Consider the following 22,170-nt stretch of genomic DNA (forward strand, 5'->3'; position numbering starts at 1 on the left):
GCGTCCCGAAGCGTGCCGGAACCATCCGCTATCATCAGCGCAATTGTTCGCGCAGCAAGTCCATCGACCGCTGCCATCAGTTTCGCATCGATGCATTCTCCTGTCACGAAGCGGGCCATTCCATTCTTTGATCTACGCTGTAGCTGAATCGCTCCGATGCGAACAGGAACACCCTGCCGTTTCTCCACCACCCAGGGAAACAGACGATGCTCGACGTACAGCTGTATCGCTACAACCAGGAACGGGACGCCAAGCCCTACATGCAGTCGATGCAGGCGCCCGAGGAATTTCGCCAGCGCATGGTACTGGATGTTCTGGAATACCTGCGCGAAACGGACCCTTCGCTGGCCTACCGCCGCTCCTGCCGCGAAGGGGTGTGCGGCTCGGACGGCATGAATATCGGCGGCAAGAACCGCCTGGCCTGCATCACACCCGTAGCCGACGCCCTGGATGGCGCGGGCCGCCTGGTCATCCGACCGCTGCCCGGCATGCCGGTGGTGCGCGATCTGGTGGTGGACCAGAGCCTGTTCTTCAAACAGTACGAACGCATCAGACCCTGGCTGATCAATGACCAGCCGGCACCTGGCATCGAACGTCTGCAATCGCCCGAAGAGCGTGCCCGGCTCGATGGCCTGTACGAATGCATCCTTTGCGGCTGCTGTTCGTCGCAGTGCCCGTCCTGGTGGTGGAATCCGGAAAAATATATAGGCCCGGCCGGGTTGCTGCAGGCCTGGCGCTTCATCGTCGACAGCCGGGATACGGCAGCGACCGAGCGGCTGGCGGATCTGGACGATCCCTTCAGCGTGTTTCGCTGCCGCAGCATCGGCAATTGCAGCTGGGTCTGTCCCAAGGGGCTCAACCCCATGGGCGCCATTGGTCATATTCGGCGCGAGCTTTTGCAGCGGGGCACCTGAAGGATATCGCCTCGTCGCAGGGTCTAATCCTTGCCTCGCTCCTCCTGCCGGGCGAGAAACTCCTCCTGCAACAGGGCATCGGTGACCTGCTGTGGCTCCTCTTCGAGCAAGGGATCATCGAGATAGCCGCTGGCGATCACTTTCGCATCGAGCTTGCCCATCAGATGACCGATGGCGCTGTGCATCTTTTCGGCGGCCCCGTCGACCGCCAGCTGCAGCGACTCGGCCTTGTGCGTCACCGAAAGCGGCTGATGACCCTTGGGCCGCGCTTCGATCTGGCAACGCTTGTCAGCGGCGCCGGCCTTCTGCGCGTTCTCGTCGCCGACATGAACTTCCACCCGCATCAGGAAATCGTCGAAACGTTCCAGCCGCTCCTGCACTGCGGCACCAACCCATTGATGGAGCTCGGCACTGCCTTCGATATGGTTGCTTCTCACCTGGATCTGCATTCGCTCACCTCTTTCGTGATACATCTCAAGGTTCGAGGATGCGACCTGCGCCGAGGTTCAGAATGATCGGACGGATCACCTCAGCAATACCAACGAGCCTATTGGCAGGCCGCTCTTATCGCTGCCCGGACGTCCTCGCCTGCCGATCGGCCCTGCCGCCCAGATACCAGCCCAGCACGGCCCAGACCGCTGCACAGCCGGCGCCCACCAGACCAATCAACATGGCACCCTGGCCGAGCATGTCCAGCAATGTCTTGGCCCAACCGCTGAGGGCGTCGCCGCCGCGATAGACCACCGTATCGATTAAATTCTTCGCCTTGTACTTGCTCTCGGCATCCAGTGGCGCAAAGAGCATTTCACGGCCCGGGCGAACGAAGGCGTACTCGCCGATACGTCGCACGATCATCACCGCTGCCAGCACGGCAAACGTAGGCGCCAGCGCCAGGCCGAGAAAGCCCAGGCAGACCAGTCCCGGCACCACCGCCAGCAGCACCCGCACACCGAGCCGCTGGGCGATGTGCCCGGTGATGAACAATTGCGACAGCAACGCACCAGCCTGTACCACGAAGTCGATGGCACCGAATACCCGCACCTGCTCGGCACGGTCGGGAAACAGCTCGGCCACCAGCCGCGCCTGCTCGAAATACAGAAAGGTGCTGGCAGCGGTCAGTAACAGTACGAATGCCGCGATCCCCAACAGGTAGCGCGAACCCAGCACCCGCGTCAGCCCGCTGAAGGGATTGCCTGCCACCGGACGGCGCGGATTTTCCGCTCGTTCGGCATCGGGCCGCCCGGCACCAGCCACTTCCCGCCAGGCCATCAGGTAATGCTTGAGCGCCACGGCCACGGCCAGCAGCAGTGCCGCCAGCAGCATCAGACCGAACGCCCCCATCACACCCACCAGCAGAGCGCTCGTCGCCGGACCGGCGAGACCGCCGACGCTGGCGCCCGCGGCGATGAAGGCGAACAGACGGCGCGCCTGGGGCGCATCGAACACATCGGCCATCAGGCTCCAGGCCACCGAAACCACGAACAGGTTGTAGACCGAGATCCATACATAGAACACCCGCGCCAGCCAGACGCTGTCGCGCAGGACGAAGAACAGCCCGGCGAACAGCAGCAGGTTGACGCAGAAGAAGCCGTAGACCCAATCGATGTAATGGATGCGCGCCACGCGCGAATTGAGCCAGGCGAACAGCGGTACCGCCACCAGCATGGCGAGGAAGGTCGCGGTAAACAGCCACTGCAGGTTTTCCACCCCGCCCTGGATACCCATCGACTCGCGGATCGGCCGTAGCATGAAATAGCCGGAGAACAGGCAGAAGAACAGGCCGAAACCGGCCAGCGCGGCCCTCGATTCGCCGGGTCGGGCGTTGATCAGCCTGGCCAGGCGCAACCGGGTCGAAGCCACAAGCATCGGCCGGGCTCAACCGAAGGCATCGGCGATCAGCTGGCGTTGCCGTGCATCCGGCAGACGGCCCTGCCCGGCCAGCAGATTGTCGGCCATATAGCGCGGGGTCGAAGTCGCCGGAATCACCGCGGTCACCGCCGGCTCGGCGAGAATGAACTTGAGCGCCAGCTGTGCCCAGGAGCTCGCGTCGAGTTCGACCGCCCAATCGGGCAACGGCTTGTTCCTGACCCGCCCCAGCAGGTTGCCCCGGGCGAACGGTCGGTTGATCAGCGTAGCGATGCCGTTGTCGGCGCAGTACGGCAGCAGGCGCTTCTCGGCATTGCGTTCGCCGACCGAGTAGTTGAACTGAACGAAATCCACCTTTTCGCTCTTGAGCACATCGAGCAGCCGCTCATGGGCCGACTCCACATAGTGAGTCACGCCGATATAGCGGATGCGCCCTTGCTCTTTCAGTTCGCGTAGAAGGCCGAGCTGGGTGGCGGTGTCCTGCAGGTTGTGCACCTGGATCAGGTCGATGGTGTCGCTCTGCAACGCCTCGAAGCTGGCCTCGATCTGCGCCAGCCCGCGCTCGCGACCGCTGGAGGAAACCTTGCTGGCGAGAAATACTCGCTCACGCACAGCGCGCCGTGCGACCAGCTCGCCGCTGACCGCTTCGGCATTGCCATAACTTGGCGCGGTATCGATCAGCTTCGCGCCGCCCTCGACGAATATCCGCAGCACCTCCAGCAGCGCATCCATCTGCGAATCATCGAGGCTGACGTCATGGGTGCGCGAAGTACCGAGACCGATCACCGGCAGCATCTCGCCTGTGGCGGGAATCCGTCGCTGGCGCAAGGGCTCCGCCCACGCCAGGGCTGGCAGAAGCGGCCCCAGGGCAGCGAGCGCGGCGACAAGTGTGGAACGCTGAAGTAGTTGACGACGCGTCTGCATGGGCGTGTTCTCCAAAGGGCTGCACGAACCTGGCGATTGAGTATGGTCGACATCGCGAAGGCCATCAGCTGATCGGAGACCAGAGGGTTTTCCTTTTGTTTCAGGCTGCTGCCGCACGCCAGCAAGCAGCCATCTGGCGGGCCGGGCAAGCAGTGCTGGCAATATGCCTCCAGTTCGGTTCTACTGCGACGCGCCATTGGCACCAACGCTACGCAGTATCGAGACAGGCATGCCCAGCCATACCCACAGACCAAGCAGTCAAACCCCGGCAAACCCATCAGCGACCACGCCGTCAGAAGCGCACCGGCAACGGCGAAACAGACTGATCAGCCTCGGCTATGCGCTGGGTTTGTTGCTGATCTTCCTCCTCAGCCTGCTTCTGCTGCCTGCCGATACCGGCTTGGGCAAGCTGCTGTGGGGCTCGCTATAGGCAGGCCCGCACACCGCGGTTGACGACAGCCGGACTCTCCTTTCTGCAACTCAAACGCGAAAGCGTCCAACCAGCCCTGCCAGGCGCTGGGACAAGCCGGAAAGCTCCTCACTGGCGCGCATGCTCTGTGCCGAATTTGACGCAGCCTCGTCGGAAAGGTCGCGGATATCGCTGATGTTGCGCGCAATTTCCTCGGTCACGCTGCTCTGCTCTTCGCAGGCCGTGGCGATTTGCGCAGCCATGTCGTTGATACGGCGCACTGCCTCGGTGGTATCAGCCAGCGTCTGATCCACACCCGCCGCCCGCTCGACGCTGTCACGGGCCTTGCCGCTGCCGGCATGCATCGCCTGAACCGCCCGGCTGACGCCACCCTGCAGGCGCTCGATGCGAACCTGAATATCCTTGGTCGACTCTTGGGTACGCGCCGCCAGCGCCCTGACTTCATCGGCTACCACGGCAAAGCCACGCCCCTGTTCGCCCGCCCGTGCCGCTTCGATAGCCGCGTTGAGCGCCAACAGGTTGGTCTGCTCGGCAATGCCGCGAATGACTTCCATCACATCGCCGATGCTGGATGCTTCCTCGGCCAGCGCTTCGATGGTCTGCGAAGTTCCTTCCACTTCCTGGGCGAGTTGGCGGATCGATTCGATGGTGCCACTCACCACCTGCGCACCCGCGCTGGCCTGATCCTCCGCCTGACGAGCGGCATCCGAAGCGTTCTGCGCGTTGCGCGCCACTTCATGCACGGCGGCGCTCATCTCGGTGGCGGCGGTACTGACCTGATCGACGGCGGCATGCTCGCCGCTGATCAGTTGATCGTTGGCGCTGGCCATGCTGGACATCCCGCGCGCCGCCGCTTCGACCTCGGCAGTCACCTGCCCCACCTCGGCAATCAGCGGCTGCAATTTATCAATAAAACGATTGAAGGCACTACCCAACTGCCCCAGCTCATCGGCCGAACTTACTTCCACCCGCGTGCGCAGATCACCGTCGCCTTCGGCTATCTGCTCGACACGCTGGAGCAGCCGACGCATCGGTCTCAGCACCACCAGCGGCATCCCCAGGATCAGCACAAGACAGCCAAGCATGCCTATCAGCAGGATCGTGCCCTGCTGCGCGGCGACAGCCAGCCCCTCGGCAATCGCCGATTCGCCCTCGCGATTCGCAGCCTGATCCTCCAGCTCGCCAAGCTGGTCGATGGCGTCGCGCATGGCCTCGAAGCGCGCCTCGCTGTCGCCGAAGCTCAGGGCACTGGCTGCCTGCGGATCGCTATTGACCAGCTCGATCACCCGCTGCGAAACCTTCTGCCACTGCTCGAAACCGCGATTGAACTGGTCGACCAGCGCCAGCGCCTCGGCACCCGGCTGCATCTGGACGTATCGTTGCACCCGCTCATGGGCCTGTTGCAGGTTTTCCGCATGACTCAGACGTAACGCCTGGGCGTGCGCTCCGGCACCGGCGCCCAGCAGGCTGCGCTCGGCGATAAACGCCTGGTACAGATCACGGTCGGCATTGAGCAGCAGGCTGATGGCCGGCAGATAACGCGTGGCCAGCGTGTTGCTGGAACCCGCGACCTGATCGATACCACGCATGCCCAGCCAGCCCATCAGCACCAGCAGCACCGCCAGAAAGCTGATCGGCAAGGTGATTTTCCAGCGAAACCCGAGATCGGCGAACAAACGAAACATGGCATCACTCCTTGAAGGTTTTCCTGGTTATCGGCAAGAGGGCTCACGGCAAAAGACCACTCCAGCTGTTGTAACTTCGATGAAACCGCACCGCAATCCGAAGATTTGCACAGCGACAGAGCGCCCCCCTTGAGCGGTATCAAACGGACACCAGGATTTCCTCTCCTACTTAAGTACGAGCACCATGGTTGCATAGCCAGTTCGACCAGCCGCTCGGTAGCCTGAATCGCACCAGGCAGGCGCCGAACGGTATTCCAGAGATGTTGGTCGATGCCGACTGATATCTGTTGACGGGAGGCGCAGCCTCCCGCTTCGCCCTATCGAACTGCGCGAGTACCGCCCATGTTTCCGTTTTCCCACTTCAAGCCGGGCAACAAGCAATCCGATGGCGTACTGAGCCTGCTCGGCAGTTCGCAGCAGTTGGCACAGCAGCTCGCCACGCTGCGCTTCAACCCCACCTACATCGCCGGCTTCGTCTCTCCGCATGTGGATATCGACGCGGTGGCGCGGCGGATCGCCCAGCGCTTCCCGCAGGCAGTGGTCAGCCTGTGTACCACTTCGGGCGAGCTGTCCAGCGACAACCAGCACCTGTATTGCGCGACCGGGGCACACTGGGACCGGGTGGTACTGCAGCTGTTCGACGCCAGCGTGATCGCCGCCGCGGAGATCGTGCAGGTGCCGCTGGAATGCGAGGACATTCGCGCAGCGGGCCAGCGCGTGAGCATGGCACAGCGCATCGCCAGACTGACCGCCTCGATCAAGCGCCTGCAGGTGTCGATGAAGATCGACTACCGCGACACCCTGGCCAATATCTTCTTCGACGGCCTGTCGGCCTCGGAATCCTTCTTCATGGAGGCGCTGTACGAGTCCGGGCGCTTCCCCTGCCTGTTCGTCGGCGGCTCGGCCGGCGGCACGCTGGACTTCCAGAAAACCCAGCTGCATGACGGCCAGCGCGCCTACCAGAACCATGCGCTGATCGTCTTCCTCAAGTGCGCCCGGAACGTGCGTTTCGGCGTGTTCAAGAGCCAGAACTTCGAGCCCACCCCGCTCAGCCTGAGCGTGCTCAGCGCATCCCTGGAAGACCGTTACATCAGCCAGGTGGTGGATGCCAGGGGCAATATACGCAGCATGGTCGCCGCGCTCTGCGAGGCCCTGAAGTGCATGCCGCAGGAGCTGGAGCGGCGCCTGGCAGACTACTCCTTCGCCATCAGGGTGGGCGAGGAAGTCTTCGTCCGCTCGATCTCGCGAATCGATTTCGCCAACGAGCGCGTACACCTGTTCTGCGACGTGGCGCCCGGCGAGGAGCTGATCATGGTCAAGCGTACCCCGCTGGCCGAAGCCACCCGCCGCGACTATGAACGCTTCCTGCGCAACAAACCGGGCAAGCCGCTGGTGGGCGTTCTCAACGACTGCATCCTGCGCCGACTGAACAACGAGCAGGCGCTGAGCAGCATGGACCCGGTGTTCGGCGACGTGCCGGTGGCGGGCTATTCCACCTTCGGCGAGATTCTCGGGCTCAACCTCAACCAGACGCTGACGGCGGTGTTCTTCTTCCGCACCAGCGACAAGGACGACTTCCACGACGAGTACACCGACAACTTCATCGCCTACCACGGCGAATTCAAGGCTTTCTTCCTGCGCCGCCAGATCAAGAAGCTCACCGGCCTGAGCCAGGTGGTGGTCAAGCAGATCGAACAGTTCAAGCGCCAGGACTATGGCAGCGCGGTGGATATCAACGGCCTCGACGAGCATATTCGCCCGGTATTCTCGGGCCTTGCCGACCTGGGCCAGGTACTGTCGCAGGCCGACCACGAGCGCCAGAACATCGCCGGGCAGTTGAATCAGTGCGCCACCGAGCTGCATGGCTCGATGGACGACCTGAGCCTGAACATCAGCCGCCAGGGCCAGGTCATCGAGCAGGCTGCAGGCTCGGTCAAGCAGATGGTCCACCAGGCCGACGAAGTGGTCAGCAGCGCCCGTGATCTGGCGCAATCGAGCCAGCGCATCCAGTCGGTGGTGCAGACCATTCAGCAGATCGCCGGGCAGACCAACCTGCTGGCGCTCAACGCCGCCATCGAGGCGGCGCGTGCCGGGGAAATGGGCCGGGGCTTCGCCGTGGTGGCCGACGAGGTGCGCAAGCTGGCGGAAATCACCGGCAGGAACGCAGAGGAAATCGGCACCGACATCGAACGCCTGGCCAGCGAAATTCGCGCGGTGGCGCAGCATATCGAGGCGCAATCGACCGACGTCGGCTCGCTCACGGGCCTGCTCGATGCACTGGAGCAATCCAGCAACCTCACGGCTGGTACTTCCCGTCAGACCAAGGGTGTGGCCGATATGCTGCTCGGCCTGACGGCACACTGATGCCTCACTCAGGCAGGGGCCGCTGCGAACGCACCACGCGTTCACGCACCTCGGCGTAGGGATAGGCTTCCAGCGATGCGAACCCGGGAACTCCGCGCGCCTTGAGCCGTGTGAACAGCGGCACGCTGATGCCGCAGAGAAAACGTGTCAGGCATTCAGGGCTCGGCGGACTGTTCTTCGACTGCCGATAGCGCTGGCTGAAATCGGCGCAGCGGTCAGCGACATCCACCTCATCCAGCGGCGCCAGCAGCGGCGGCTCGGGCAACTGCGCGACATGTCCCTGACAGACCGAGCAATGCCCGCAGCGCTGCGGCGCCTGGCGATCGCCGAAGTAATCGGCCAGACGGTAGCTCAAGCACTCACTGGACTCGAACAACGCCAGCATCCTGTTGATACGGGTGATCTCGCTGGTTTCGTGCTGCTTGAAATAGCCGTACAGCTCGGCACTCAGCGCGTCGGCATCGAAGCTCGGATCGAGCAGCGCATAGACCTCGGTCATCTGCTTGCTTTCCAGCTCGATCCAGCCCTTTTCCTGAAAGTAGTCCAGCGCCTTGATCACCCGAGGCCGCTCGGCGCCGTGCTGCTGGTAAAGGGCATCGAAATCCAGCGTGCACCAGGTTCGCGCCCGCACCGACGTGTGCACGATGGCTTCGACGAACTGCCGCCGCTCACCCTCGAAGCGTGCGATCAGCACATCGGGCTCGAGCAGGTACTTGAAACGGTATTCGGCGAAATAGGCGAAGCGCGGCGCGATGATGCCGCGCAGTTCCAACTGCACCAGCAGGGTTTTCAGCGGCAGCTGGCGAATATTGCTCTGGTCGGACAGCTGGTTGAGCATCACTTCCCACTGACCGCCCTGGCCAACCTGCAACAGCTCGTCGAGTACGCCGCGAATGCCTTCTTGCTCGGGCGTATCGCCGTAGACGAAGTTCTGCAGCACGTTGAGGCTGTCGCGGTTGGCCAGTACCAGGCAATCGGACGGCTGACCGTCACGACCGGCCCGACCGATTTCCTGGCTGTAGTTCTCCACGGATTTGGGCAGGTCGTAGTGCACCACATTGCGGATATCGGCCTTGTCGATGCCCATGCCGAAGGCGATGGTGGCGACGATGCAGTTCAGTTCGCCGGCCATGAAACGCCGCTGAATGGCTTCACGCAGCTCATGGGCCATCCCGGCGTGATAGGCGCTGGCCGGAAAGCCGTGCTGCGCCAGATGTTCGGCAACCTGCTCGGCGGTCTTCTGCTGGGTGACGTAGACGATGGTCGGCTGACCGGCCTTGTTTTCTAGCCACTGCACCAACCGGCGCTGCTTGTCGAAACCACTTACCGGCTCGACCAGCAGGTTGAGGTTGGATCGGTAGAAGCCGGTGGTGACCACATCTTCGGCGGCAATGCCGAACCTGCCCTGCATGTCGGCGATCACCGGCGGCGGCGCCGTGGCGGTCAGCAGCAACACCTGTGGAATATTGAACTGGCGCTGGTAGTCGGGAAGCTTGAGGTAGTCCGGGCGGAAGTTATGCCCCCACTCGGAAATGCAGTGCGCCTCATCCACCACCAGCAGCGAGATCGGCACCTGACTGATGAAGTGGCGAAAGCGCTCGTTCTTCAGGCGCTCCACCGAGATCATCAGGATCTTCAGCTCGCCGGACCTGGCACGGGCCATGGTTGCGCTGAACTGCTCGCGATCCTGCGCCGAATCGATGCTGGCGGCGGCAATGCCGTGCCGATGCAGAAAGGCCAGTTGATCCTGCATCAACGCCAGCAGCGGTGAGACCACCAGCGTCAGGTGCGGCAGATGCAACGCCGGCAGTTGGTAGCACAGCGACTTGCCGGAACCGGTGGGGAAGATCGCCGCCGCCGAGCGCCCGGCTACCACGGCGCGGATCGCCTGTTGCTGGCCAGGGCGGAAACCGTCGTAGCCAAATACCCGGGCGAGAGTCTGTTCGATCATGCTGAGTCACTCCTTTGACTGGAAGCCCGAGGGTAGCAAAAGGAGAGTCGGCGCAGGGCGGGGCAGCCCACCGACCCACCAAGGGAGCATGGTCTGAGCGCCCGATCAGAACCGGTCGCGAATGACCACCTCATCGAACGGCAGCTTGCCGACACGCGGTTTTGGGTCGGCGGCGCGCTTGCCAACTGCCACCATCATGGCGATGACATGGTTCTCCGGCAGGTTGATCAGCTCGGCCACTGCCTTGAAGTCGAAGCCATCCATGGGGCAGGAGTCCAGGCCCTTGCCGCGTGCGGCCAGCATCAACGTCTGCGCCATCAGGCCACAGCTGCGCATGGTTTCGTCGCGCTGCACCTGCGGCTTGTCACGGTAGTAGTTGTCGATGGCACCGGCCATGTAATCCTGCACCTCAGGAGCCACGCCTTCCCATACGCGGCGAACGTTCTTTTCCCAGCTGTCTACCTGGGCGCAGATCACCACCAGCATCGAGGCATCGGTCATCTGCGCCTGGTTCCAGCCCACCTCACGAATCTGCGCACGCAGCGCCGGGTCGGCCACTTCCACCAGCCGTACATGCTGCAGGTTGAACGCCGAAGGCGCCAGCAGCGCAGTCTTCAGCAGTTCATCCTTTTCTTCGCGGCTGAGCTGGAAGCTGCTGTCATAGAGTTTGACGGCACGACGGCTCTGGATGGCTTCTTCGATATGCATGGGAGAACTCCACTGAGTTGAACGAGGCCGCCATGCTATGCCCCGGCATCGTTCGAATCCATGGGGCTTTGCTGATGGAAACTATCGAGGTTTTCGATCAACAGCTTGCCAACAACCACAAAAAAGCCGCCCGAAGGCGGCTTTCGCTGTGCGGCGCTACAGCTTCAGAGTTGCGGACCCGCAGCCTGAATGGCTTCGGATACGTCGAACTTCTTGAAGTTCTCGATGAACTTGCTCGCCAGTTCTTTGGCCGCTTCGTCATAGGCGTTCGGGTCGGCCCAGGTATTGCGCGGGTTGAGCAGCTGGGTATCGACGCCGGGCACCGCGGTCGGCACATCGAGGTTGATGATCGGCAGGTGCTCGGTTTGCGCACCGATCAGCGCACCGCTCTGGATCGCCGCGATCACCGCGCGGGTGGTCGGGATGTTGAAGCGCTTGCCGACGCCGTAGCCGCCGCCGGTCCAGCCGGTGTTGACCAGGTAGACCTTGGAGCCGAAGGCCTGGATGCGTTTGATCAGCAGTTCGGCGTAGACACCCGCCGGGCGCGGGAAGAACGGCGCGCCGAAGCAGGTGGAGAAGGTCGACTTGATGCCGCTGCCCGAACCCATTTCGGTGGAACCGACCAGTGCGGTGTAACCGGAGAGGAAGTGATAGGCCGCCTGCTCGTTGTTGAGGATCGACACCGGTGGCAATACGCCGGTCAGGTCGCAGGTGAGGAAGATCACCGCGTTCGGCTCGCCACCGAGATTCTTCTCGGAACGCTTCTCGACGTGCTCCAGCGGGTAGGCTGCGCGACTGTTCTGAGTCAGGCTGGCGTCGGCGTAGTCCGGCTCGTGGCTATCGTCGAGCACGACGTTTTCCAGCACGCTGCCGAACTTGATGGCCTTCCAGATGACCGGCTCGTTCTTCTCCGACAGGTCGATGCACTTGGCGTAGCAGCCGCCTTCGATGTTGAACACCACGCCGGTGCCCCAGCCGTGTTCGTCGTCGCCGATCAGGTAGCGCGATTCGTCAGCGGACAGGGTGGTCTTGCCGGTGCCGGACAGACCGAAGAACAGCGTGACGTCGCCCTCTTCGCCGATGTTGGCGGCGCAGTGCATCGGCAGCACATCGGCTTCGGGCAGCAGGTAGTTTTGCACCGAGAACATGGCCTTCTTCATTTCACCGGCGTAGCGCATGCCGGCGATCAGGACCTTTTTCTGGGCGAAGTTGATGATCACGCAGCCGTCGGAGTTGGTGCCGTCACGCTCAGGGGAGCATTCGAAATTGGCGACATTGAGCACCTGCCACTCATCCTTGCCGGCGGAGTTGTACTGCGCCGGATTGATGAACAGCTGGCGACCGAAAAGGTTCTGCCAGGCCGTGGCGGTGGTCATCTTGACAGGCAGGTAGTGGGCTTCGGACGAGCCTACATGGACGTGGGAAACGAAGTGTTCCTGGGCCTTGTTGAAGGCTTCAACGCGATCCCAGAGGGCGTCGAACTTCTCCGCAGGGAACGGACGGTTGATCGGCCCCCAGGCGATGTTGCCCTGGCTACCCGGCTCTTCGACGATGAAACGATCGACGGGAGAACGGCCGGTACGATGCCCAGTCTTGACGACGAGCGCGCCATTGGCGGCCAGTTGGCCCTCGCCACGCTGGATGGCTTGTTCAACCAGTTGGGCGGCGCTGATATCGATGTACACGGCATTGGTGGCTTGCGTCATGAGTTTCCCGTCGGCTCTGGGCCGATTCCTCCATGCTTTTGTAGCCCACCGAGCAGTGGACTACACCGAAAAAAAGTGGGCGCGATTATGACAGAAAAGGCGCGGTGCTGGGTATGAGCACGTGATGGCAAAAAGGTTCAGAGCCTAGTGCCGCGTACCGGAAGGTCCTTCGACACCCGCCCCGGCGAACAACTGGGCGATATCCGCTGCATCGAAGCGATAGCTATGGTTGCAGAACTGGCAGTCGATGGTGATCGCATCACCCTGCTCACGCAACAGCTGTTCGGCATCCGCCTGGCCCAGGCTGATCACGGCCTTGGCCGAGCGCTCGCGCGAGCAGCTGCAGCGGAAGGTGATCGGGCGCGGCTCGAACAGGCGCACCGGCTCATCGTGATAGAGCCGGTGCAGCACAGTCTGGGTATCCAGGCCCAGCAGCTCTTCAGCCGAAAGCGTATCGGCCAGGGTGCGCAGGTGCTGCCAGCTGGCTTCACGCTCCTCGCCATCACGGATGCGGTCGGCGGGCAATTGCTGCAGCAGCAGGCCGCAGGCGCGGCGGCCATCGGCGTTGAGCCAGAAGCGCGTCGGCAACTGCTCGGATGAAGCGAAGTAACTGGACAGGCTGTCCGCCAGGCTGACGCCATCCAGCGCCACGATGCCCTGATAGCGCTGACCGTTGGTCGGATCGACGGTCATCGCCAGCATCCCCTCGGGCATCAACTCGCCAAAGGTGGCGTCCGGCGTCAACTGGTCGGCGTGATAGCGCGCGATGCCGCGCACCTCGCGCTCACTGGAACATTCCACCATTAGCAGCGGTACCGGCCCGTTCGAGCGCGCCTGCAACACCATCAGCCCATCGAATTTCAAGGTGCCGACCAGCAATGCCGCAGCGGCCAGCAGCTCGCCCAGCAACTGGGCAACCGGCTCCGGGTAGTCGTGCTTGGCCAGCACTTCGGCATAACTGCGCTCAAGCCCGACCCATTCGCCACGCACGTCGGTGTCATCGAAAAGGAAACGCTGGGTGTAATCGGAATCGAGCATGTGCAGGACCAGACAGATTGAAGAATGGGAGCCGCGAAGGTTTGGCGGTGAGTCGCCAAACCTTGCCAGCCGATGAAAGAAGGGACCGCATTCTAGGTCGAAAGTGGCCACCGTCCAACCGCAAGGTTACTCGCTGCCCGCCCGAAAGCGCTGCAGATCGCGCCGTTGCTTCTTGCTGGGCCTGCCATCGGTTTCCACACCCAGCGCCCCAGCCTTGCGCATGGCCGCCGCCTGCTCGCGGCGGGCCAGGCTGTCGGCGGTTTCCTCGTAAAGCAGCTGCGCTTCGGGCGCGCCCTTGCGCACCGAGGACAGCGCCCGGATCACCACGGTGCGTTCGTCGAAGCCGGCGCGGATCACCAGTTCCTCACCGATCTTCGGTTCCTTGCCGGCCTTGCAACGCTCGCCCCGGCAGTGCACCTTGCCACCCTCGATGGCGGCCTTGGCCAGGGCGCGCGTCCTGTAGAAGCGCGCGGCCCATAACCATTTATCCAGGCGGACTTTACCGTCGTCTTTTTCGCTCATCGTTCAACTCGGTCAACCGTCGTGTTGTCATAGGGTCGTACAGGTAAGTACGGATGTCATGTACCACGTCTAACAGGCCGTTGAAAAACTCTCTGCGTTGACATACTGCGTCAAAAACAACCTCGGAAAGCCGCTTGCGGCTAACGTGTTTCAGCGCGGCCCGAAGGGCATTTTTTTCCTTGTCTTGCCTGCCTCGCCAACGCTTTTCAATGGCCTGCTAGAATGCGCACAAATCCAGTGGATATGCTTTCTTGAACAATCCCGACCCCCACACCGTCATCGGTTTGCGCGAATGGATCGCCCTGCCCGAACTTGGCGTGGTCGGCCTGCGTGCGAAGATCGACACCGGTGCCAGCACTTCGGCGCTGCATGCCACCGAGATCAGCGAATTCGAGCGCGATGGCAAGCGCTGGGTGCGCTTCACCGCCCACCTGGGCACGCAGGTGCAGCGCCGCCATCGGTGTGAAGCACCGTTGGTGACGCGCAAGCTGATCAAGAGCTCCAATGGCCATACCCAGACCCGCTATGTGGTACGCACACTGCTGGCGCTGGGCGATCACCTGTGGCCGGTGGAATTCACCCTGACCTGCCGCAAGACCATGCGCTATCGCCTGCTGCTGGGCTCCAGAGCCCTGATGGACGGCAAATGGCTGATCGACCCGGCACTGACCTACGTGCAGCAAAAACCCCAGACCCTTACCTCTTCCGGTGCCCCATGAAAATCGCCGTGCTGTCGCGCAATCCTCGTCTGTATTCGACCCGCCGCCTGGTGGAAGCCGGCCAGCAGCGTGGCCATGAGATGGTGGTGATCGACACCCTGCGCGCGTACATGAACATCGCCAGCCACAAACCGCAGATCCACTATCGTGGCCGCCCGCTGGAAGGCTTCGACGCGGTGATCCCGCGCATCGGCGCCTCGGTCACCTTCTATGGCTGCGCGGTATTGCGCCAGTTCGAGATGATGGGCGTGTTCCCGCTCAACGAATCGGTGGCCATCGCCCGCTCCCGGGACAAGCTGCGCTCGCTGCAACTGCTGTCGCGGCGAGGCATCGGCCTGCCGGTCACCGGTTTCGCTCACTCCCCGGACGACATCGCCGACCTGATTCAGATGGTCGGCGGCGCGCCACTGGTGATCAAGGTATTGGAAGGCACCCAGGGCATCGGCGTGGTGCTGTGCGAGACCGAGAAGGCCGCCGAATCGGTGATCGAGGCTTTCATGAGCCTCAAGCAGGACATCATGGTGCAGGAATACATCAAGGAAGCCGGCGGCGCCGACATCCGCTGTTTCGTCGTCGGCGACAAGGTCATCGCGGCGATGAAACGCCAGGCCAAGCCCGGCGAGTTCCGTTCCAACCTGCATCGCGGCGGCACCGCCAGCCTGATCAAGATCACTCCGGAAGAACGCATGACCGCGATCCGCGCCGCCAAGGTCATGGGGCTTTCCGTAGCCGGCGTGGACATCCTGCGCTCCAACCACGGCCCGCTGGTGATGGAGGTCAACTCCTCGCCGGGCCTGGCCGGCATCGAGGAAACCACCGGCAAGGACGTGGCCGGGCTGATCATCCAGTACCTGGAAAAGAACGCCGGCCCGCACCTGACCAGAACCAAGGGCAAGGGCTGAAAGGCCGTGGAGAGGCTGGAGGCTTGCCGCTGTTTCCGGTCCGCCCGTCGGGTCGGTGAAGCGTAACCCGGCTTTATATCTACGGCGGGCACCAGCAATACGGCCGTGTTTCGCGGCAGATGACGGAAGCGCCTTTGGCGATTCCATCCTACAAAACCGGACAGACCGTAGCCTGGATTAGCCGAAGGCGTAATCCGGGTTTCCGAAGGCATAATCCGACAATCAGAAGACGTGGCCCGACCTACGCCACCTCTGCGGCACCGCGCGGCAACAGCAACCCCAGCGGCAGGCTGACCCGAGCCTCAAGCCCCCCGCCGGCGCGATTGCGCAGTTCGATAGTGCCGCCGTGCTGGGCGGCGATGCGCTTGACGATGGCCAGACCCAGCCCCGTACCCTGTCCGCCGCGGGCACGGTCGCCACGGATGAAGGGATTGAAAATCTCGCTCAGCTCATCGGGGTTGATCCCGACACCACGGTCGAGCACGCTCAACACCACATAGGGCGCCTGCCGTTCGCCCGAAACGAAAGCCGCCACCTCGACCCCATGTCCGCCATAACGCAGGGCATTCTCGATCAGGTTGACCAGCAGGCGCTTGATCGACACCCGGCGCAATGCCAGTTGCGGCATGGGCTCCACGCACAGGCGCACGGTTTCCCCATACTGGTTATAGGGCGCCACCACCTCGCACACCAGTTCGCCCAGGTCGATGCTTTCCACCGGCTCGTCGCTGCCATCGCGCACGAAAGCGAGAAACTGGTCAAGAATGGCATCCATGTCCTCGATATCGCGGATCATGTCTTCGGTCAGTTCGGCATCGCTGGACATCAGCTCCAGCGACAGACGCAGGCGCGTCAGCGGCGTACGCAGGTCATGGGAAACCCCGGCGAGCATCAGTTCACGTTCACGCCCGGCCTGCTCGACGTCCTCGGCCATCTGGTTGAAGGCGCGATAGACCTCGGTCATCTCGCTCGGCGTGTCGCTGACCGGCAGGCGCACGCTGCGCCCCTTGCCGATCTGTCGAGCGGCGTAGACCAGACGCTTGAGCGGCAGGTTGAGCTGGCTGACGAAAATCCAGGCCGCGGCGGTGGAGAGCAGCCCGATACCGAGGAACCAGCCCAACACGCTCCAGATCCGCTGACCGCGCAAGGGATAGGCATACAGCGGTACCTGCAGCCAGTCCGGCCCCAGTTGCGGGGCGCGCACCCAGATGGCCGTCTGCGGCTGGATACGCACCCGCACATCGGTTTCGACCCCGAGTTCGGCCTGCATCTGCCGCTGGAAAATCTCCGTATAGGGCCAGTGGTATTCGCTCGGCGGCACCTCCTCGGGCAGTACCCGCAGCAGGCCCGCAGCCATGGCGATACGCTCGCGGTTTTCCTCATCGGCGGCCCAGTAGGCGCGCAGGGTCAGCGCCGCACCATGGCTGTACTGGCGATCGACCATCACATCTTCATTCATCATCAGGTACACCAGCATCAGTACCTTGGAGAACAGGACGACGATCAGCACCATCCACAGCGTGCGGGCGAAGAAGCTTTGCGGGAACCAGAGCGGAGTCTTCATAAATCAAAAACCGACAAGAGCGCTAAAGGCTTGAGGCTGGACGGAAAAGCGCCATCGTTCAGCCTCAAGCCTCCAGCGCTTTTATCGGCTTTTCAGCCCTTGTTTCCGTCTGGCACGAACACGTAGCCCACGCCCCAGACCGTCTGGATATAACGCGGCTTGGACGGATCGGGCTCGATCAGGCGGCGCAGACGCGAGATCTGCACATCGATGGAGCGCTCCAGTGCATCCCATTCACGGCCCCGGGCGAGGTTCATCAGCTTGTCGCGGGTCAGCGGCTCGCGGGCATGCTGGACCAGCGCCTTGAGCACGGCGAACTCGCCGGTGGTGAGCATGTGCACCTGGTCGCCCTTCTTCAGCTCGCGGGTGCCGAGGAACAGCTCGTAGTCGCCGAAGGTCACCGTCTGGTCTTCGCTGCCCGGCGCGCCCGGCACCTGTGGCGCCTGGCGGCGCAGCACGGCACGAATCCGCGCCAGCAATTCACGCGGGTTGAAGGGCTTGGCCAGGTAATCGTCGGCGCCCTGTTCCAGGCCCTGAATGCGGCTGGCCTCGTCGCCCTTGGCGGTGAGCATGATGATCGGAATCTGATTGCCGCTTTCACGCAGGCGATGGCAGGCCGACAGCCCATCCTCGCCGGGCATCATCAGGTCCAGCACCACCAGATGGAACAGCTCGCGACTGAGCAGACGATCCATCTGCTCGGCGCTTTCCACGGTGCGGACACGGTAGCCCTGTTCATCGAGAAAGCGCTCAAGCAGACGCCGCAAACGGGCATCGTCATCGACAATAAGGATCTTTTCGCCTTCGCTGGCGGGCGCAGTGTTGCTCATGGAAACTCCCGAATGTTCGACAGCGCATTATGCGCCTGCGGATATCAAAGCAACTGACAGCCATTGTTAGCAGATTTTTCCTCTGCTGGCGCCGACCATGCACCGTCAAATCACCCGCACAGCACCAGCAACCACACCACCGCGATGCTCACCAACGCCATGAATTGCGCGGCGCTGCCCATGTCCTTTGCACGTTTTGAAAGGGGGTGCAACTCCAGCGAAATCCGGTCAACCACTGCCTCGATTGCCGAATTGATCAGCTCTATCGCAAGCGACAGGAGAATGGGGAGGACAAGGATGGCCCGCTCCAGCGGCACGTCGGTAATGAAAAATGCCACAACCGTGAGAACGGCCCCGAACAGCGCCAGCTGGCGAAAAGCGGCCTCGTGGCGCCAGGCCGCCGCGAAACCGGCAGCGGAGTAGCTTAGCGCCTTCCCTAAGCGCCGCAGTCCCGACTTGGTTTTCAGAGCAGTTGCATCAGCTACTTCATTCAGGGGTTCGCTATTCATCAGCTTCCTCGGCGCAACGGCTCAACGAACGGGCAGAGCAAAATATTGGCAGCTTTGCGTGTCGATGATATTATTTTGACATACCCAGCACGGAAATCCGACAAACTGCCGTGTCACCCGGTCAAGCCAGCCAGTTCCTGACCGATAACAGAGCTGCCCAGCATCACTTTCATACCGCAGGTACCCTCTTGACCGACCGTGTTTTAGAACCACTCTCGGCATCGCTAGGCGCTGGAGACCTGTTGCTGGGCACGATGACCTTCGCCGCAGGCGCCATTCATTGGGTGCAAATCGGGCAATCCTATGACGCCATGCGCCTCTTGCGCCAGACCCTGACCAGCATGAGCCAGGCACGTGCGGTTTTACTCAGTACCAGCCCCTGCCAACAAGAGTTCCTGAACGATCTACCGGCCGACCAGGGGCCTCGCGAACTGGCCTTCCTGACCGTGACACCTTCCCGCATGAGGGCAATGCTGCGGGTGCTGCCCTCGGAGCTGGATCGTGCCACCCGAGTGGAGCATCGCATCATCCTCCTCGCCCTGCCCAGCGAGGCTTTCAGCGATATCCCCCTGAATCGCTGGGTAGAAACCGTCGGAAAATGGTTGACCCGGCGCAGCGCCACGCTAGTGATCCTCTGCGAAGGTGAACCAACTGGTTTTTCCGCCCAGCTGTACGAGCGAACGCCTGGCCTTTCGGGCTTCGCCCAACTCTATCGTGACCGGGCGGCGCCCCGGCTTCTCGTGCACTACTGGCACAGTCAGACAGCGCCTGGGGGATCCAGGGAAGTCCTGCTCACCGAGCAAGCCGATGGTTTTCGAACCCTTCAGCTGCTGGCCAACTCCATACAGGACCACGAAGCAGCGCAGGATCGCCACCAGGTCCATGCCGAACGAACCGCTCTTGCCGGCATCAGGCATGAGCCTTTCGGTTGGCAGGTGTATCCCGACCGTTCTGAGCTGTTGCATCACGCTGCCACAGCCTGTTACGCCACTATTATCCTGGGCGTCAGCCGCAGCGACGAAGTCGATGAGCTTGCAGTGCTCCTCGATCGGCTGCGCCGTAGCTGTGGCAACAAGCTGAAGCTAGTTGTCCGAGAGGTCGCTCCCTGCCTGCGCTACCGCGACGATCAACTGCTGATAGCCGCTGGTGCCTCGCTGATCATGCCTTTCGGCACTCCCCTCGCCCGGTCACTCACGCTCATCGACAGCATCCAAGGCCACACCTGGCAACGTCAAAGTCCGACCGATATCGCTGACAGTCTCAACCGCTCGAAACCTCTTCCGCTGCGCGGACAACTGACGCCCCGCGCCTTCGCCGAATCGGTGCGGCACATGTGGGCCGCCAAACAACACGGCGAGCTGGACCACACGCTATTGCGCATTCGGGTGTTGCCCGGCCTCAGTGTCGAAAGCCTGCTTGGCGAATCCCGCTTCCGCCGTCAGGGCGACATCCTCTGCCTGACTTCGGACGGACTGTACCTGTTCCTGTTCGCCTGTCGCGGCGAAACCGTGGAAGCCGCTCTGGACAACATCTTTCCGGTGAGCTGGCAGGAGCTGTTCATCAGTTTCGAGCGACTCGACGACCTGGATGCACTTGCCAGCCCGCTATTTCTCGAAGAGCGCCAGCCAGCCCTATCCCTGGCGGAGACACCCGGGCCCGACCCTCTGACCAGGACGCTCGCACCTCGGTCCGTGCGGCTCGAACTGGCCGAGGAGCCACTTTCATGACCAGTTCCTGGCTATTCCAACTGGCACTGCTCTTTATCGGCCTGGGCACGCTGCTCGGCTTGCTGCTCGCAACCTACTGGCGACCAGTGCTCAGAATGCTTGATCGGCTGCTACCACCCCGTCATCTCCGGCGCGCGGGTGTTCGTTACCGGTCGCAAGAGCCGGAGCGGGAGGACCGGTAATGAATGTCGCGCTGGCACCCTCGCTGCATACAGGCCGCATGAGCAACTGGCCGGGCCTGGGCCACTGGAATCTGTACTTCATCGCCAAGTTCGTGCTGCTGGCGCTCGGGCTCGTGCAGATCCAGCCCTTGCCGAACCTGGTGCTGGTGGCCCTGCTCTGCATACCGCTACCCGGAAAATGGCTACGCGTTTCCAGGCAGATGATCGCCGTGCCGGCAGCCATCGCATTGCTGTATCGCGAAACCTGGCTGCCTCCGTTCCAGCGCCTGTTGGCGCAACCGGGCATCCTCGATTTCACCCCGGCATACCTCCTGGAATTGGCCGGACGCTTCGTCGACTGGCAGGCGATCGCCATCCTCGTCCTGCTGCTGATCGGCTACAGCTACCTGTCGCAGTGGCTGCGGTTGACCAGCTTCAGCCTGCTCGGCCTGGTCTGGCTTTGGCTGCCCAGCGTCACCCCGGCCCTCGGCACGGCAGCCAAACCCGTAGAGGTCGCCATCGCCGCCAGCGTACCGGTCGAGCGAACCAGCACCGAGGTGAACACCGCGACGCTCGATACCTGGCTACAGCGTTTCTTCGAGAGCGAAGCCGGTCGCCAGACCTTGTTTCCCCCTCGAAACGAAGACGCGGCCGCATTCGATGTGCTGGTGGTAAACGTCTGCTCCCTGGCCTGGGAGGATCTGGATGCCGTAGGCCTCAAAGACAACGCGCTGTTCGGTCGGATGGACGTGATCTTCGACCGGTTCAATTCGGCCACCTCCTACAGCGGGCCGGCAGCGATTCGCCTGCTGCGGGCGAGCTGTGGACAGCCGCGTCACCAGGCGCTCTATCAGCCGGCTCCAGAGCAGTGCCTGCTATTCCAGAATCTGGCCAATCTCGGCTTTCACGCCGAGACCCTGCTCAATCACAACGGACGCTTCGACGGCTTCACGGACGACGTGACAGCCCAGGGCCTGCCGCAGCCCGCGTTGCCGAGCCAAGGCTTCCCGCGCGCCATGGCCGGCTTCGACGGCTCGCCCATCGCCCGCGATCTGGACGTGCTGCGAGGTTGGTGGAAACACCGACAGTCGCTCACCGAATCTCATGTAGGGCTGTTCTACAACAGCATCAGCCTGCACGACGGCAATCGCATTCTTGGGCCTGACGGCAAGGCACAGTCGGCGGACTACAAGCTCCGCGCACAGCGCCTGCTGGACGATCTGGACAGCTTCATCGATGAACTGGAGGGCAGCGGTCGTCGTGTTGCACTGCTCATCGTACCGGAGCACGGTGCCGCCCTGCATGGCGACAGGATGCAGATATCCGGAATGCGAGAGATTCCCCGTGCCTCGATCACTCAGGTGCCGGTGGGCCTGAAGCTGATCGGCATGGGCCCGACGCACGACAACATGCCGCTGCATGTCTCGCAGCCGTCGAGTTTCCTGGCCCTGTCGGAGCTGGTGTCACGCCTCTATGCCGCTCAAGGCACGCAAAGCGCGCCGGATGTGGCAACGCTGGTCGCCGGACTGCCGATAACCGAACAGGTATCAGAGACCGCAGGGGCACAGGTCATCGAGTACGACGGCAAGCCCTACGTTCGCGTCAACGGGCAGGCCGTGTGGCTGCCCTATCCGAATCGTTTCGAGTGAG

At 62.7% G+C, this 22,170-nt stretch carries 20 protein-coding genes; 8 read left to right on the forward strand and 12 right to left on the reverse strand.

Annotated elements, in window-relative coordinates:
* The first annotated feature begins 206 nt into the window (after positions 1 to 206).
* A complete protein-coding gene (locus G7020_RS03510; RefSeq protein ID WP_181082551.1) occupies positions 207 to 914 on the forward strand; it encodes a succinate dehydrogenase iron-sulfur subunit in 708 nt (235 codons plus the stop codon).
* A gap of 23 nt (positions 915 to 937) precedes the next feature.
* Here G7020_RS03510 and G7020_RS03515 read toward each other — a convergent pair whose 3' ends face one another.
* The 3 genes from G7020_RS03515 to G7020_RS03525 all read right to left on the reverse strand — a co-directional run bounded on the left by G7020_RS03515 (position 938) and on the right by G7020_RS03525 (position 3,704).
* Positions 938 to 1,363 (reverse strand): HPF/RaiA family ribosome-associated protein, encoded by a 426-nt coding sequence (locus G7020_RS03515; protein WP_181082552.1) that lies wholly within the window; start codon positions 1,361 to 1,363, stop codon positions 938 to 940.
* Positions 1,364 to 1,478: 115 nt separating this feature from the next.
* On the reverse strand, positions 1,479 to 2,780 hold the full coding sequence (locus G7020_RS03520; RefSeq protein ID WP_181082553.1) for an NTP/NDP exchange transporter: 1,302 nt from the start codon (positions 2,778 to 2,780) through the stop codon (positions 1,479 to 1,481).
* A 9-nt stretch (positions 2,781 to 2,789) separates the two neighbouring features.
* Positions 2,790 to 3,704, reverse strand: a complete 915-nt coding sequence (locus tag G7020_RS03525; protein ID WP_181082554.1) for an aldo/keto reductase — start codon at positions 3,702 to 3,704, stop codon at positions 2,790 to 2,792.
* Positions 3,705 to 3,933: 229 nt separating this feature from the next.
* On the opposite strand from G7020_RS03525, the gene G7020_RS03530 reads away from it, so the two are divergent.
* On the forward strand, positions 3,934 to 4,134 hold the full coding sequence (locus G7020_RS03530) for a hypothetical protein (protein ID WP_181082555.1): 201 nt from the start codon (positions 3,934 to 3,936) through the stop codon (positions 4,132 to 4,134).
* A gap of 50 nt (positions 4,135 to 4,184) precedes the next feature.
* Here G7020_RS03530 and G7020_RS03535 read toward each other — a convergent pair whose 3' ends face one another.
* Positions 4,185 to 5,819 carry a methyl-accepting chemotaxis protein gene (locus G7020_RS03535; RefSeq protein ID WP_181082556.1) on the reverse strand — a complete coding sequence of 545 codons (1,635 nt, stop codon included), beginning with the start codon at positions 5,817 to 5,819 and terminating at the stop codon, positions 4,185 to 4,187.
* Positions 5,820 to 6,161: 342 nt separating this feature from the next.
* Here G7020_RS03535 and G7020_RS03540 point away from each other — a divergent pair, with 342 nt between their 5' ends.
* Positions 6,162 to 8,183, forward strand: coding sequence for an FIST N-terminal domain-containing protein (locus G7020_RS03540; protein WP_181082557.1), 2,022 nt, complete (start codon positions 6,162 to 6,164; stop codon positions 8,181 to 8,183).
* A gap of 4 nt (positions 8,184 to 8,187) precedes the next feature.
* Here G7020_RS03540 and G7020_RS03545 read toward each other — a convergent pair whose 3' ends face one another.
* The 5 genes from G7020_RS03545 to G7020_RS03565 form a co-directional block, all read right to left on the reverse strand.
* Positions 8,188 to 10,134 (reverse strand): RecQ family ATP-dependent DNA helicase, encoded by a 1,947-nt coding sequence (locus G7020_RS03545; protein WP_181082558.1) that lies wholly within the window; start codon positions 10,132 to 10,134, stop codon positions 8,188 to 8,190.
* Between the two features lie 105 nt (positions 10,135 to 10,239).
* Positions 10,240 to 10,842, reverse strand: a complete 603-nt coding sequence (locus G7020_RS03550) for a nitroreductase family protein (protein ID WP_181082559.1) — start codon at positions 10,840 to 10,842, stop codon at positions 10,240 to 10,242.
* A gap of 164 nt (positions 10,843 to 11,006) precedes the next feature.
* On the reverse strand, positions 11,007 to 12,548 hold the full coding sequence (locus tag G7020_RS03555; protein WP_181082560.1) for a phosphoenolpyruvate carboxykinase: 1,542 nt from the start codon (positions 12,546 to 12,548) through the stop codon (positions 11,007 to 11,009).
* Between the two features lie 144 nt (positions 12,549 to 12,692).
* Complete coding sequence (gene hslO, locus G7020_RS03560) at positions 12,693 to 13,586, reverse strand: Hsp33 family molecular chaperone HslO (protein ID WP_181082561.1); 894 nt, start codon at positions 13,584 to 13,586, stop codon at positions 12,693 to 12,695.
* Positions 13,587 to 13,712: 126 nt separating this feature from the next.
* The gene (locus tag G7020_RS03565; RefSeq protein ID WP_181082562.1) at positions 13,713 to 14,108 is read right to left on the reverse strand and encodes an RNA-binding S4 domain-containing protein; all 396 of its coding nucleotides are present in this window, start codon (positions 14,106 to 14,108) and stop codon (positions 13,713 to 13,715) included.
* A gap of 251 nt (positions 14,109 to 14,359) precedes the next feature.
* Between G7020_RS03565 and G7020_RS03570 the strand changes: the two genes are divergently transcribed.
* Positions 14,360 to 14,827 (forward strand): ATP-dependent zinc protease, encoded by a 468-nt coding sequence (locus G7020_RS03570; RefSeq protein WP_181082563.1) that lies wholly within the window; start codon positions 14,360 to 14,362, stop codon positions 14,825 to 14,827.
* Positions 14,824 to 15,729, forward strand: coding sequence for a 30S ribosomal protein S6--L-glutamate ligase (gene rimK, locus G7020_RS03575; RefSeq protein WP_181082564.1), 906 nt, complete (start codon positions 14,824 to 14,826; stop codon positions 15,727 to 15,729). Before G7020_RS03570 ends, rimK begins: the two co-directional genes overlap by 4 nt.
* A 241-nt stretch (positions 15,730 to 15,970) precedes the next feature.
* On the opposite strand, the gene G7020_RS03580 is transcribed toward rimK, so the two are convergent.
* From G7020_RS03580 to G7020_RS03590, 3 genes are all read right to left on the reverse strand, one after another.
* Positions 15,971 to 17,293 (reverse strand): ATP-binding protein, encoded by a 1,323-nt coding sequence (locus G7020_RS03580; RefSeq protein ID WP_181082565.1) that lies wholly within the window; start codon positions 17,291 to 17,293, stop codon positions 15,971 to 15,973.
* Positions 17,294 to 17,385: 92 nt separating this feature from the next.
* Positions 17,386 to 18,123: a two-component system response regulator OmpR gene (gene ompR, locus G7020_RS03585; RefSeq protein WP_181082566.1), complete on the reverse strand. Its 738-nt coding sequence runs from the start codon at positions 18,121 to 18,123 to the stop codon at positions 17,386 to 17,388.
* 110 nt (positions 18,124 to 18,233) lie between these two features.
* Positions 18,234 to 18,632: a diacylglycerol kinase gene (locus G7020_RS03590; RefSeq protein ID WP_181082567.1), complete on the reverse strand. Its 399-nt coding sequence runs from the start codon at positions 18,630 to 18,632 to the stop codon at positions 18,234 to 18,236.
* A 188-nt stretch (positions 18,633 to 18,820) separates the two neighbouring features.
* On the opposite strand from G7020_RS03590, the gene G7020_RS03595 reads away from it, so the two are divergent.
* Genes G7020_RS03595 through bcsG form a run of 3 tightly spaced genes read left to right on the forward strand, consistent with a single transcriptional unit; the run spans position 18,821 to position 22,169 of the window.
* Positions 18,821 to 20,359: a BcsE family c-di-GMP-binding protein gene (locus G7020_RS03595; protein ID WP_181082568.1), complete on the forward strand. Its 1,539-nt coding sequence runs from the start codon at positions 18,821 to 18,823 to the stop codon at positions 20,357 to 20,359.
* The gene (locus G7020_RS03600) at positions 20,356 to 20,541 is read left to right on the forward strand and encodes a cellulose biosynthesis protein BcsF (RefSeq protein WP_181082569.1); all 186 of its coding nucleotides are present in this window, start codon (positions 20,356 to 20,358) and stop codon (positions 20,539 to 20,541) included. Before G7020_RS03595 ends, G7020_RS03600 begins: the two co-directional genes overlap by 4 nt.
* A complete protein-coding gene (gene bcsG / locus G7020_RS03605) occupies positions 20,541 to 22,169 on the forward strand; it encodes a cellulose biosynthesis protein BcsG (RefSeq protein ID WP_258189236.1) in 1,629 nt (542 codons plus the stop codon). Before G7020_RS03600 ends, bcsG begins: the two co-directional genes overlap by 1 nt.
* Position 22,170: the final 1 nt, after the last annotated feature.

Origin of the sequence: Stutzerimonas stutzeri (assembly GCF_013522825.1) — a bacterium.
GTDB classification, from domain to species: Bacteria; Pseudomonadota; Gammaproteobacteria; order Pseudomonadales; family Pseudomonadaceae; genus Stutzerimonas; species Stutzerimonas stutzeri_AK.

Bases quoted from the DNA above. Each gene is read 5' to 3' on its own strand.
- G7020_RS03510 (WP_181082551.1), top strand. From the start codon at position 207: ATGCTCGACGTACAGCTGTATCGCTACAACCAGGAACGGGACGCCAAG.
- G7020_RS03515 (WP_181082552.1), bottom strand. From the start codon at position 1,363: ATGCAGATCCAGGTGAGAAGCAACCATATCGAAGGCAGTGCCGAGCTC.
- G7020_RS03520 (WP_181082553.1), bottom strand. From the start codon at position 2,780: ATGCTTGTGGCTTCGACCCGGTTGCGCCTGGCCAGGCTGATCAACGCC.
- G7020_RS03525 (WP_181082554.1), bottom strand. From the start codon at position 3,704: ATGCAGACGCGTCGTCAACTACTTCAGCGTTCCACACTTGTCGCCGCG.
- G7020_RS03530 (WP_181082555.1), top strand. From the start codon at position 3,934: ATGCCCAGCCATACCCACAGACCAAGCAGTCAAACCCCGGCAAACCCA.
- G7020_RS03535 (WP_181082556.1), bottom strand. From the start codon at position 5,819: ATGTTTCGTTTGTTCGCCGATCTCGGGTTTCGCTGGAAAATCACCTTG.
- G7020_RS03540 (WP_181082557.1), top strand. From the start codon at position 6,162: ATGTTTCCGTTTTCCCACTTCAAGCCGGGCAACAAGCAATCCGATGGC.
- G7020_RS03545 (WP_181082558.1), bottom strand. From the start codon at position 10,134: ATGATCGAACAGACTCTCGCCCGGGTATTTGGCTACGACGGTTTCCGC.
- G7020_RS03550 (WP_181082559.1), bottom strand. From the start codon at position 10,842: ATGCATATCGAAGAAGCCATCCAGAGCCGTCGTGCCGTCAAACTCTAT.
- G7020_RS03555 (WP_181082560.1), bottom strand. From the start codon at position 12,548: ATGACGCAAGCCACCAATGCCGTGTACATCGATATCAGCGCCGCCCAA.
- hslO (WP_181082561.1), bottom strand. From the start codon at position 13,586: ATGCTCGATTCCGATTACACCCAGCGTTTCCTTTTCGATGACACCGAC.
- G7020_RS03565 (WP_181082562.1), bottom strand. From the start codon at position 14,108: ATGAGCGAAAAAGACGACGGTAAAGTCCGCCTGGATAAATGGTTATGG.
- rimK (WP_181082564.1), top strand. From the start codon at position 14,824: ATGAAAATCGCCGTGCTGTCGCGCAATCCTCGTCTGTATTCGACCCGC.
- G7020_RS03580 (WP_181082565.1), bottom strand. From the start codon at position 17,293: ATGAAGACTCCGCTCTGGTTCCCGCAAAGCTTCTTCGCCCGCACGCTG.
- ompR (WP_181082566.1), bottom strand. From the start codon at position 18,123: ATGAGCAACACTGCGCCCGCCAGCGAAGGCGAAAAGATCCTTATTGTC.
- G7020_RS03590 (WP_181082567.1), bottom strand. From the start codon at position 18,632: ATGAATAGCGAACCCCTGAATGAAGTAGCTGATGCAACTGCTCTGAAA.
- G7020_RS03600 (WP_181082569.1), top strand. From the start codon at position 20,356: ATGACCAGTTCCTGGCTATTCCAACTGGCACTGCTCTTTATCGGCCTG.
- bcsG (WP_258189236.1), top strand. From the start codon at position 20,541: ATGAATGTCGCGCTGGCACCCTCGCTGCATACAGGCCGCATGAGCAAC.